Annotated in this window: 7 protein-coding genes; 1 reads left to right on the top strand and 6 read right to left on the bottom strand. The window is 43.1% G+C overall.

Annotated elements, in window-relative coordinates:
- Positions 1–384: 384 nt before the first annotated feature.
- Genes HMPREF9193_RS08205 through HMPREF9193_RS08220 form a run of 4 tightly spaced genes read right to left on the bottom strand, consistent with a single transcriptional unit; the run spans position 385 to position 8,677 of the window.
- Entirely contained in the window at positions 385–699 is a 315-nt protein-coding gene (locus HMPREF9193_RS08205) for a hypothetical protein (protein WP_021687649.1), read from the bottom strand.
- Between the two features lie 15 nt (positions 700–714).
- Positions 715–5,670: a SpoIIE family protein phosphatase gene (locus tag HMPREF9193_RS08210; RefSeq protein WP_021687650.1), complete on the bottom strand. Its 4,956-nt coding sequence runs from the start codon at positions 5,668–5,670 to the stop codon at positions 715–717.
- A gap of 2 nt (positions 5,671–5,672) precedes the next feature.
- Positions 5,673–8,087, bottom strand: a complete 2,415-nt coding sequence (locus tag HMPREF9193_RS08215) for a hypothetical protein (RefSeq protein ID WP_021687651.1) — start codon at positions 8,085–8,087, stop codon at positions 5,673–5,675.
- Positions 8,069–8,677: a hypothetical protein gene (locus HMPREF9193_RS08220; protein ID WP_021687652.1), complete on the bottom strand. Its 609-nt coding sequence runs from the start codon at positions 8,675–8,677 to the stop codon at positions 8,069–8,071. The genes HMPREF9193_RS08215 and HMPREF9193_RS08220 overlap by 19 nt, the downstream gene beginning before the upstream one ends.
- Positions 8,678–8,853: 176 nt before the next feature.
- Between HMPREF9193_RS08220 and HMPREF9193_RS08225 the strand changes: the two genes are divergently transcribed.
- On the top strand, positions 8,854–10,167 hold the full coding sequence (locus HMPREF9193_RS08225; protein WP_040848026.1) for a UPF0164 family protein: 1,314 nt from the start codon (positions 8,854–8,856) through the stop codon (positions 10,165–10,167).
- Between the two features lie 74 nt (positions 10,168–10,241).
- Here the strand turns inward: HMPREF9193_RS08225 and HMPREF9193_RS08230 are convergent, their stop codons facing one another.
- Together HMPREF9193_RS08230 and HMPREF9193_RS08235 are read right to left on the bottom strand one after the other, a co-directional pair.
- A complete protein-coding gene (locus HMPREF9193_RS08230) occupies positions 10,242–11,825 on the bottom strand; it encodes a 1,4-alpha-glucan branching protein domain-containing protein (protein WP_021687654.1) in 1,584 nt (527 codons plus the stop codon).
- 3 nt (positions 11,826–11,828) lie between these two features.
- A complete protein-coding gene (locus tag HMPREF9193_RS08235; protein ID WP_021687655.1) occupies positions 11,829–12,503 on the bottom strand; it encodes a DUF4912 domain-containing protein in 675 nt (224 codons plus the stop codon).
- Positions 12,504–12,532: the final 29 nt, after the last annotated feature.

Below are 12,532 nucleotides of genomic sequence, written 5' to 3' on the forward strand. Positions count from 1 at the left end.
CCATCTTAAAAAAAAAGACAAAATAAAAAAAAAGACGTATTGTTTTATCGATTATCCTGTACGTCGTCAGCGTTTTCACGCATAACGATATTGAACCTCTTTGCTGTTTTTATACAATTTACATTGCATAAAAGCGGTAAAACACATTGCTGTTTTTTACCGCAGCTTTCTTTTCCGTCCCTATTTATTTCAAATTACCCTGTGCTTTACGCACATATTTTACGGGAAACGCTGTGTAAGCGCACCGTCCGCCCGTAAGGGCGAGTGGGATGACTATAGCATATTACTTTATTTTATGTCAAGCACTTTATCGCTCTTTTTCATAAATTTATCGATTTTTTTTCGCTATGCTCATGCTACAGTCCGCAAGGCAAAGCAAAAATTTCAGTTTCCGGTTTCTTTAACGGAACGTTTATCTATTTCCGCTTTTAAACGCGTAATTTCCGCAACAAGGGGCACAACATCGGTATTTTTTGCACTTACCGACGCTTTTTGCTGCAAAGCAAATAAATCGTACACCAATAATCCCAAATGAGCGATTTCTTTTTTCATCTGATGTTCAAGGCGGCTTAATTCGATTTTTGTTACGCCTTTATCGCCCAATTCTTGAACTTTAGTGCCCGCTTTAAGCAGAGCATCCTGCGAAACGTCGATACCTTTATCGAGCCAGCCTTTCATTTTATTAAAAAAATCATTCATAGTAATCTAAATATACTACTTTTTTTTAATTGCGACTAGCGTAAGATCGTCGAATTGTTCATCTTCTTTTACATCTGTGTATATCATATATTCAGTGCGTAAAGCAGGCTGCGGATGTTCGCTTTGATGCGCACAATACACGGGATATTGCTTAAAATGCTTTTTTAAAAACGCATCGACTTTTTTATCAACTGACGCATGATCGTAAGAACCGGCAAGCGGGTCTTTGTACAAGCGGAACACTTTTTCCACCGCTACAAGCGCCATAACGGCATCTTCCGGAGAGCTCTCGCAATTTGAAAAATCAAAATCGAATCCGTAATCCTGATACGTTTCCGGATCGCTTTTTTTAACCAAAGAATATATGCCTTTTTTAAACACAGCTTCAATAACGGCGTTTACCCGTTCGGCGGACATTTCTTCTCCGTCAACAACGCTCGCTCCTCTAGTATGCATATACATAATGTAATCGTACAAAGCGTTATCCATTTTACCAATAAAGCTCAGCATTTTTTCAGGACAGGTTAAATCGATAAAGCGTTTAACTGACGAAATAATATGGGCGCGGTATTTTTTTTCTTGCGGAAAAAGCCGCACATATTCGCTTGCCGCCTTTTGAGGCTTTTTGCAAAAATCGGCATATAAGTGCGGGTCTGCAATCAGCCGCGCTTTTTTTAATAAAAACTCTTTTAGATCGGCGCTCAAGGTTTTTTCAAAATCCGTATAATGTGTACTTGAACGCAAATCCCGGCTTAGCGAAGTCAGTTTTAAGTATTCGCTATAGCCTGCTTCCTGCTCTTTGCTAACGGCTATATTTGTTCCGTCGCGGAATCTGAGCGTTTTGCCGTTTTTGTCGCGGTACAAGCGCTTTGCTTCTTCAATACCGTCGGTATACAAAAATAATACGTCTCCTTTATCCACGTGCAGTTTTTCAATCGGATAGCCGCCTTTCATTTCAACCAAGTCCGAAGAAAACACCCCTGCGGTAGGAGTACTGGGCAATACGATTGTCTTTTTTTGTTTACTTGAAGCATCGTAAACGTGAATTAAATTATCGCCGGCATTGCAAAAATAAAAATCTCCGGCAACACTGTCAAACACGGCTAAGGTAAAGGCTGCGAATTTGCCGAACAAATTTCTGTTTACCAAGTGGTCGTTTATTTTATATACGAGAGGCGCCAAATTCGTTCCGTTTTTTTGAAAGTTCCAATCATTAAAATATTCGGTAAATAAAGCGGCAACTTCCGCCATAATAAGGGCTGCAGGAGAACCTTTACCCGATACGTCGACTTTTATAACGGCGTAGTGGCGATCGTCCAATTTGCGGAAATCGAAGTAGTCTCCGGAAACGCCTTTTGCTCCTTCGTAGTATCCGAAAAACTGCGCATTTTCAGTGTCTAAATGACCGACCGATTGTTTTATTTTTTTACCGTCAACCACAACTTCATCAAGCGGCAAAAAAGCTCTTTGCACTTCCTTACCACCGAGAAGCATATTTTCATTTACCGCAGCTTCCACCAATGCGCGGGTCATATCGTTTACATTTTCTCCCAGCAAACCGATTTCATCTCGTGTTAAAACTTCCAATTCCTTTTGGGCTAAAACCGTTTTATCTCCGGTATCGCGTATCATTGCTACGTGAAAAGCTATGCGGCGGATCGGATTTATAATAACCGTTGCAAGCACTAAAGAACCGGCAATTCCCATAACGATGGCTATAAAAGTTATAATCGCGGCAGTAAAAATAACGGTAAATGTAGCTTTACGCATAGATTCTATAAGCTGTTCGGTGCTTATTCTCATCAGCACAACAGATCGCACGTACACGCGCTCGGTCCCTTTGCGGTACAATACCGGTTTATAAAACAAATAATCGCTTACATCGGTGTCCAAACGGATATTATTAAACCGGGGCATGGAACCGGCGCCTTTATCCGACAGTTTGCTCAATTTATCCGTAAGCGTTTGCGTAAGGGCTGCGTTTGCCGTTTGAATGTCGGTGCGCCGTGCAATCGATACAGGATCCGTTTTTAAAGCAAGGGCAATACCTTCTGCAGTTAAAGAAGCAATGTCATTGGTAATTACACTCACTTGATCTTCAGCTTCGGCATTCAATTCAGCAATTTTTTGCAATATGGGAAGCACTCCGGCATCGGTAAAACGCGAAGAACCGAGCGTAAGGGTGCTGCTGTCTATTTTTTTTTCGATATCCGGATCATTTGATGCCCACACATAATTGACGTTTGTGTTTGTACCGTCCGCAGGCAATCCTAAAATAGTTGCATAGCGTATTTCTTTCATCGATTGAATTTGATTTAATAAAAGTCCCAATTCAAGGACGTTTTGACCGGGCATATAATTTTTTACACCGGAAGAAAAACTTTCCATAAGGACGGCTACCCGCTCTTCCAATCCTTTTGCAAGCGTCGTTTCTTGCGTGCGCACAAACACAAAGCCCAAGGGGATTGAAACCGCAGCGGCAATCAGTAAAACCAATATCGAAATAAAGTACATCATTTTATATTTTAAACTTATTCCGCGCTGTTTTAATTCAATAGCTTTTTGTTTTTGTTCCGTCGACATAACATCTCCTGTAATCAAAAGCCGCACTTCCCGTCCGACCAGCAGAGTATCTTTAAGTAGCGCAAGCAAACCGCGAAGTGTAAAAAAAAGTCCTGCAAGTGTAAATACAAATATCGTCCACAATACGATATCGCTCATTTGAACTGTATACCGGTAAAACGATATATACTCTTTCCAAGCCGGTATAAAGCGGTACGTATAATTTCCCGTTTTTACCGTTCCCGTTTGAGTAATTGTTACCAAGGGGTCGGACACATACAAACCGCGCTGCGGATGACGTAACAGTATGCGGTATGTACCGCTGTCCAAATCAAAAAATTGAATGTCTTCTATTTTTCTGTCCGAAACGACTTTAAAATCGCCGGCGTTCAAATCAAACACTTTATCGTAAGGAGCTTTTCCGTCTTGATCCAAATAAACGGCTGTAATCGTACCGCCTGCGGTAAAGCCTTTGCCTAAAATATCGAGCGCAACACGTCCGTATGAATCGGTTTGGGTATATGCAGCCGTAATTGCGGTAAACGGTATGTATTTATTCAAATAAACGGGTATACGGGATACTTTACCGATATTTCCTGCCGTATCGACTGCCGCAACCGAAAAAAGGTATATGCCGTTTTCATGATTTTTCCAATCCGCCCTCGGATATACACTCATAATTTTTGAAGGAAGTTTTTCCGAATATGCGCCCAATGCGCTTTCGGTATAAGATTTGGGGCGCTTTCGGTAATCCTGCAGCGACGCAATGTACTGCAAAGAATATGTATAGCCTGCAATTACATCGTCGTCGTCCGCCGCTGTCCAGTCTATATGAAAACTGTTCGACTTAACATAGCCTTTATCGTCCAAATCGGGTGCGGTTATCTGCGGCGCTTCCGGCGGTGTAGTATCGCGGTAATAAGTTAACAAAGCGCTTTTTGACCAGTTTCCCGCATTGTCCGCTATTTTTACTTTTAAGTACCACAATCCGTCTTCGCCGGCAAGAGCAACAACATTCGGATGCAGTAAAAAATTCATAATTTGTTCAGGCGGCTCTTCTTTCGGATCTTTACTCATCAGCCATGAATAGCCGGCAATACCGGAAGAATCTTCAGGTACGCTGATATGGGCACTGATTTTTTCGCCGGGAGCGCGCTCTGCGTTTTTAAAAGACAGCGGCGTTAACGACGGCGGCAAAACCGAATGATCCGCCGAAAGACGGGCGACTCTATAGCCGCGCGGCATTTTTTGCTCCCAAAAAATATGCAATTCCCTACCCTTATCAGTAACGAGCGGACAGCCGAAAGCGGAAGATACTCCGTTTAACGAAATGGGTGATTCTTCCCACAGCATACCGTTTTGGCGGGCAAGATAAATCTTTTCAACACCGCGCCGCGTGTCTCCCCATAAAGCAAACAGTTCGTTTCGGTAAGAAAACAAAACAGGCTGGTGCGAAGCGACATTATCGGGAGAAAGCTGTTGAATCTTTCCGCTTATGCGACCTTCTTTTGTCAGCTCCGCCAAAACGATAACCGATTTATCAGATAAAGGTTTTGAGCGCTCCCATATTAAATAGGTTTTGCCGTCAAACACGTACAAAAACGGACGCTGGTTTGTATACCCGCTTAAGGGAACATCGGACGAAGAGTCCGCTGTAACCAACACCGGTTCGCTCCATCGAAAACCTCCGTTGTCCGTATACGAAGAATACAGCTGATAGGTAATGCGGTTATTTGCAGTATAGGTAGATTGAAACACAATCATTTCCCGTTTTCCGGAAACGGAACTAAAATGCGGAACAAACGAATTGGGTAAATTTTTGGACGGTGCAAAAGCTTGCAATTCCGACCATGTTTTACCGTCGGCAGATAAAGCGAACTTTAACGAAAAGTTTTGTTCGTTTCCCTGCGCTGCAAACAGCATAAAATCGCCCGAAACGGTACTGAAAACGCGCGGTGCAACAACAGAAGGTCCGCTTTGTTCAAACTGCGTTTCAACAAAATTTTGCCCCAAATTGTCCGATGTAAATACCGAAATGCTTTTACTGCCCGAAAGCGCACATACACAAATACGCCCCTTGCGCCCTACGGCAACGGAAAATAAATTGGGAACTTTGCCGGTATAGGGAAAAGGACCTGCAAAACGCGGCCTCATAACCCATTGCAAAGCAGAGCCGTCTACCGAAACGCATGCGGAAAGCCATATTTCGCCTTTATTGCCGCCCGTTTCCTGAACTTCTTGCCACACCACAACGGACACGCCTTCGTTTTCCGCCGCCGCGGGAAAACGTCCCGCAGACGAACCAAGCGGCACAGGGCTTTCCCAATACAATTCTTGCGCGCTTAAAGGCAACAGCAATGAAAAAAATAAAACAATATATAAAACCGTTTTAAAAAACGAAGCACGCATGTTCACAGCAGTGAATCCACCTTTTGTTTTAAATCGATAATTTTTGCCGAGCGGCGCAATTTGGGGTCCTGCCACAAAGCACCGACTATAGCGGCAGCAGTAATGGTATTGCCTTTGGAAAGTTCCAATATCGCTTGCTGGTACATTTCTTCTTTTTCCGCCGTAAGAACAACAAGTGATTGCCCGCCCATCGCCGTTTTAATCCGGTCTGCCAAAACCATCGCATCGGTATTTTCCGGATTCAGCGAAAGCGCTTCGGTTAAGCGGCTTAAAGCATCGTTTAATGCAATTTCATCGCGCGCTTTTGTTTGATACAAACGCCGCGCTTCGTTTACCAATTGATTCGACCTCTCAAGCTTGTTTTTGTCCGGCGGCGGAATAACGATTCCCAAATCCACTTCTATATCGTAAATCAGTTTTTTAAGATTCGGATACGCCGGATTGATTTCGTATAAATCTTTTAAATCCGCATACGCTTTGTATATGTCTTTTTTACTTGTATACTCGTTGCGTGCCGTATTAAAGCGCTGCGCAAAGTGAATTTTAAAAGAATCCGGATCGGTTAATTGATCTATGCGCAATGTTAAAAGGCTTGCTTCTTTATTAAGCGGGTATAAAACCTGTACGTCTTTTATTTTTTCACGTGCGGTTTTAAGATCCGCAATACCGTTTGAACGTGAACCTTTTTTCAAATTTTGGCTGCCTTTATCAAAGTATTGATGTGCAATAAGCAGCGTTTGACTCATTTCAGGATACAGCGGGTCGGTTTCGGGAATGGTTCTTCCCGTTTGTATGGACAGCGCGTTTCCGATAAGAGCTTTTAAATTCATCAATTCGGAGTTCGGATCGACGTTTGTAGTCGACCAACGGCTTTCCGCTTGCAATACCAATTCTTCGGCTTGTTCAAAATTACCGTTATAATACTGCAAGCGCGATTCGGTAATCAAGCGCCGCACGTCGCGGATAACTTTTTCGTTTTCTCGCCGTACGATTTCAAGACCGAGCTCATCAAGTTTTCGGTCGGTACGCAAGCGTAACTCTGCCGAATCTTGGTACAAAAGCGATTCGTTGTATTTACTGCGCGCCTTTTCCAATGCGCGTTTGCCGGAAGTAAAGTCTTCTCGCTTAAGGGCGGCTTGAGCTTGCTCATATTTTAAGTCGGCATCCGTTTTTGCTTGCTGCGCCATTAAAGTACGCATTTGAGCTGTTTCGGCTGATTTAATCAAGCGGTTTTGCAAATCGCTTAAATAGGCTATATCGGAAGAAGAAGAACTTACTTGCAAAGCATAAACATCGGAGCCTGGATTGCGCCGTACCGGAACCGCAGGTGCGTCGGCAAGCACTTTAAAACGCGCTTTTAATATATCGATATCCGAGGCCAAGTCTTTTTTTATAGTATTTAAAGCAATTAAAGCTTCGGCAGGGCGCGAAACTGTATTTCTGTCTAAACTTTCGTTTATAAGTGCAACAGCGTCGTTATAAGAGTTTGTATATTTTTCTTTAACCAAAGCCGAAGAACCGGCATAAAACGAAGATAAATTTTCCCACGCGGCAACGGTTTGCGCTTTATTTTCGGCGGAAACGGCGGTAAAATCGCCGATAAGCGCTAAATACAAATCTTCCCACGGAGGAGCTGTAAAATCGACGGAAGCAAGATGTTGCGAATCAGCAAAAGATACGGTAAATATTTCACGCGTTTTGCGCAGTTTTGCAGTAGACACTTCAGTACTTTGTAAAGACTTTAACCTTTTTTCGCCGTATCTACTCACCGTTTGAGCATACGCATTGTCCGCTCCTTTGGCAACGGATGTTGCCGGCGATGGCACAGGAACAGCTTCATAGCGCTTTTTATCGGCAACAAAACTGCGGCTTTCGGTAAACACATGCTCGGCTTCAACGATTAACTCTTTATGATAATCCAAAGAAGCAATATAGGTTTGCACGGTAGTTTTGCCGGCAGCTTTTGAGCCGGTAAGCAAATCATATAAAGAGGCAAAACTTTTGCCCATTTCGTCAACTTGCACCAATCTTTGCAAGCGGTTAAAAGTACTGTCCGAAAGAGAGGCTATGTGTTCCGGAGTTTTTTGCGCAAGATCGGCGGCCGAATCGTTTGTGTATTTTTCTATCATCGCCGTTAAAAGCGATTGGGAGCGTGAACACAGCTGCTCCCACTGTATATCCATTGCGGTAACGATTCCCGTATTGGCATTGGTTTCGCGCCCCAACAGCAAGCGGTATGCAAAGGGTAAAAAAGAAGCTTCGGTTAATTCAGGCTGTTTTTTTTGCATATCCAAAAAAACATCCCGAAAATAGGTTCCCGCTTGCATGTGCACATTACGCATTGCCGCATATTTTTTTAAAAGTTCTTCAAGCGTTTTATATGAATTGAGCGAAGAACCTATATCGTAAGCACGCAAATCGGAATTAAAACGTTCAAAGGCATTGGACAGCGCATTTTTATGCTTTCATATTCATTCAATGCGCTAAATATATTTTGCAGTTTGTTTTTTACTTCTTTGCCCAGTTCACTGTCTTGATGTTTTTCAAAAAACTCCGCTTGATAAATGGTAAACCCGTCGGCAAAGCGGCGCGCAGCGGCGGTATAGCGTTTTTGTGTTAAAAGCCGGGCACCATCATCCATAATACCGTCAAATACGGCGCGGTAATAGGTAAACTGCGCAGCTGTTTTTGTTTCTTTAATAAAACGCAGCTCTTCTTCCCCCAAAGCTTTTTCACGGCTTTCGAGGCGTGCGATAAGAAACAGTTTTTTTTCGTCGTTAAGCGGTTCGTCAACAATAACACGCAATAAATCTTCGGTAAGACCGATATAATCACCGCGCATTTTTAAAATTCTTTTTATTTTCCGTTGCGCGCCGTCAAAATCTTTGGGATTTTTTTGTATGTACGCACTTATTATCGTAAGCGCTTCGTCCAAACGCCCCTCTTCAATAAGCGCATCAACGCCCGACAAACCGCCCTCGCTTTTTGTACGCGGCGATATATTCAAAGCGACGAGAAAAATAAAAATAACGGCTGCTGTTCGTTTTTTAATACACGGCTCCCATTTGTTTTATTATAACACAAATCCACAATATTTAAAAGTATCCATTTTCTGTATTATTTTCGGTTTCTTTTAGATAAAAAGTAGTGAAAAAATTCCGAAAATAGAGTATGCTTAATGTAATGACTGTACGCATGTATATGCACATAAAAAAAATATTTTTTTGCATACTCGGCTTTTGTACGTTCGCATCAGCTTTTTTAAGCGCAGCTGAAAACGGCACAGTCCATGAATCGATTATTAAAGCATTCGGTTTATTAAAAGATCCGAACGCCGCTCTTACCTCGTTCCGCTCACTGCACATCCCCTACGGCGGTCGCTGCGAAGCAATGGGAAGCGCTTTTACCGCTATGGCAGACGACGTATCGTTTTTTGAATACAACCCTGCAGCAAGCTGTGTACTTGAACACACCGAAGCAGCGCTTTTTCACAATTTTTGGATTGCAGACTCCGCCGTAGATACTGCAGCTTTTACACGGCGCAACGGAAACTTCGGCTGGGGCAGCGCTTTAAAAAGTTTTTACGTACCCTTTACCGAATACAATATTTTCGGCGGGCGCGCCTCAAAAGGATATTATTCGGAAACCACGGCAGCTTTTAACGGATCGTATAATTTTTTAGCCGGTTACACGTTTAAAGGAATTGCGCTCGGTACCAACCTTAAAACTTCATTTAGGGGCGTACCCGACTACAGCGATAATCTTACCGGTCATATTATAAGCGACAGCGGTCTTGTGCAATCGGGACTCGCTTTGATGGCGGACGTTGGAGTATTGCTCCGCTTTAACATAGGAAAACTATACACTTCACGCGATCCGAACTTTAATATCGGTTTTGCAATGCACAATGCGGGATGTTCGTGGACAGGCTTTGGAAAAAAAGTTGTGTTGGACGATCCGCTGCCGACTGATTTTTCCGCCGGTATTGCATACAGGATAATCGAAAATCTTGTTTTTACTGCAGATTTCCGCCAGCCGCTTAATATGTATAATCCCAAAAAATCAGAACGCTGGAGTATTGCAGCGGGAACGGAAGTAAACATCACCGATTTTTTTGCTTTGCAAGCGGGCATACTGTTAAAAGGCGCAAATCCTAAAATAAGCTTCGGCTCATCTTTAGCTTGGAAAAAACTGAGCTTTAACGCAACATATTCGCTTGATTTAACTTCGTCTTTAAATCCGATAAACAAACTGAGTTTGGCGGTAAAAATGGATTTCGGCGACGGAGGAAGAAAAGTATTGCAAAACCGTGCCGACAAACTCTACATTGAAGGCATAGATTACTACACCCAAGGCGAATTTGAAAAAGCAATTGAAAAATGGAAAGAAGTACTTGTATTATTTCCGCGCTTTGACCCTGCAAAACAGGGAATTACAACGGCACAAAATTCAATTGCTTTAAGAAAAAAAATACGCGATGTGCAAAAACTGTACTAAGCGCACAAAGATTGTATTTTGTGCCGGTTTTGCAAAAGCGCTCGTATCTCTGCTGCTTTGTCGGTGGGGTGTTTTTAGCGCTTTTTACCGAATATCCGGTAGTTTATCCAAGGAAAAAACGGATAATCTTTTTCAGTAGTGGTAAGCCATTCGGTACTGATACAATTTGCTCCCAAAGAATCATATACTGTAGAAAAGCCGAGCACGGCGTGTTTGAAAATTCTTGCCGCATAGTCCGCATGCATATTTTCGTGCACCATGCGCGGCCAATCGGAACTTTGAGCAACAAAGATTTGCCGTGCCGCCAAATTAAGCGAGCGCTCTTTTAATCCGGTATCTTTCGGAAAACGTCCTGCCAAATCAATCATACGCTCGGCAGCCTTTAAAGCGTAGCGGAACATATTGCTGTTCGAGCGGTCCAATAAATTTTCGGCAAAACCGGAACCTTCGGCAGCGCTCATAAACGGCCGTATTTTTTGCACTTCTTCGGAATCTTTTAAAAGATGCACGCACTGCTTGCATGTAATGTCGGTGCACTCGGCTGCCGCTCTAAATACTTGTTCCAGCCACTTTATGCCCTCGTACCAATTTTGCCCCAAAGAACGGGCACGTACGGTGCACACTAAAGAAACATCTGTTCCCAATTGTACGGCAGCCTTTTCCAAACGCTGTACTTTTTCGTCTAAAAACGAGCGGGCGTCGCACAGTGTTTGTTTGTCCGCCGCATGCAAATTGTAAACGCTGTCCCGGTCTTTTTGCGACCAGTATTTTAAACCGGTAGCGCAGCGCTTTTTACGTCCTGCCCAAAATCCGTTTAAAGCGGCTGCAGACGCTTCAAAGCCGATATCCCTGTTTTGATTGCGGTACACCGGATTTGACGCAAAAGCTTCGGCTATATCAAAAGGCGTTTTAGGATCGCGCCCGAAAACGTTAAGAGAATTCGCACATTGCGCAGGGGCAAATATCCCCTTTTGCGGCAAGGGGTCGGCAAATAAAAAACCGTGGGAATCGAGCACAGTGTATGCAAAACCGTATTTACGGATATTTTTTTCCAAACCGTTGGTATAGCCCATAGACGGCAGCCAAAAACCTTCCGCCCGCGCGCCGAAATAGTTGCGGTGCGATATTAAGCCCGCTTCAATTTGAGCATCTATCGCTTCAGGAATACTTGCATAGTGCGGTAAAAAGCAAAACGAAGCTGCCGTCGCAAGCAGTTCTATGTATCCCGATGAAGCAAATTGCGCAAACTGCGGTAAAAGCATTCCCTGACACAGGTCAGCAAAAAAATGCTTTTTGTCTTTTAATTGCTTAACATAATTTTTTGCCAACGAAGCCAGCGTCCGCTCGTCTTTTACGCGCTCAATTTCCCGCTCGCCTATGTCAATCAATTTATCCAAATACAAAGCGTATTCTTCTTGAACGAGCGGATCGTCCAACAACGCACAAAGCGGGGGGCTGATTACCAACGAAAAATGAAAAGGTATTTTATCTTTTTCCAGATTTTTCATCATGCGCAGCAGCGGAATATAGGTATCGGTAATCGCGGGAAAAAGCGTATTATTCCATATATCGGGAATATCCTGCTTAAGGCAGCGGGTATAGGGTTGATGAGCAACCAATACAAAAGCTAAAGATTTTTTCAGTTTTCGTTTTTGCATATGTTATACGCCGAAAAGCAAAGATTGACGGTGTTCGTTGTAATGAAAACGAAGTAAATCGGGCAAACCGGACAAAACAAATACCGGATCAAAGTCCTGATAAATTGAATCGGCATCGATGCTGCCGTGCCGCCGGGGAAGTAAAATTAAGTCGGAACAAGCAAGCTGCATATCCGTATGTTTTTTTATTTTTGCCCGCAAAGCAATACGGATTGCACTCGCACAAAATGACAGCAAAACATACTGTTCTCTGTCTTTATTTGCAACCGATATATCGAATTCGTCCGCAGGTTTTTTATCCGAAGTATCGGTAAAACAAAACACATGCAGCACAAAACCGTCGAACGACGGCATTTTAGCTATTTTATGGAAATCGGAATTTTTAATATCCCAACATACATAACACCACACCGGATTGCAAAGCACGGCGTACACTTTGTTTTCGTTGTACGAAGCGGGCAGTTCCGTTTGTTGTGCTTTGTCCGCTTTTTTTTCACTTTCCTGTAAATCGGGAATGGGAGGTTTGTCGTATTCGGCAGCCGCTTCCAAAAGTTCGGAAATAACAAAGCGCCGATTTAAATCTTCCGGCATATCGATACCGTAATCATCCGCTAAATTGTTTAAATCCTCAGACGACAGAGTTTCAAGATATGAGCGGGTAATGTTGATCCTCTCCATAATTATTCCATGTTATATGTTTTCGCCGA

The organism is Treponema lecithinolyticum ATCC 700332, assembly GCA_000468055.1.
GTDB classification, from domain to species: Bacteria; Spirochaetota; Spirochaetia; order Treponematales; family Treponemataceae; genus Treponema_C; species Treponema_C lecithinolyticum.

What these genes read in the sequence shown, in the direction of transcription:
- HMPREF9193_RS08205 (WP_021687649.1), bottom strand. Translation starts at nt 699, where the DNA reads ATGAATGATTTTTTTAATAAAATGAAAGGCTGGCTCGATAAAGGTATC.
- HMPREF9193_RS08210 (WP_021687650.1), bottom strand. Translation starts at nt 5,670, where the DNA reads ATGCGTGCTTCGTTTTTTAAAACGGTTTTATATATTGTTTTATTTTTT.
- HMPREF9193_RS08225 (WP_040848026.1), top strand. Translation starts at nt 8,854, where the DNA reads ATGACTGTACGCATGTATATGCACATAAAAAAAATATTTTTTTGCATA.
- HMPREF9193_RS08230 (WP_021687654.1), bottom strand. Translation starts at nt 11,825, where the DNA reads ATGCAAAAACGAAAACTGAAAAAATCTTTAGCTTTTGTATTGGTTGCT.
- HMPREF9193_RS08235 (WP_021687655.1), bottom strand. Translation starts at nt 12,503, where the DNA reads ATGGAGAGGATCAACATTACCCGCTCATATCTTGAAACTCTGTCGTCT.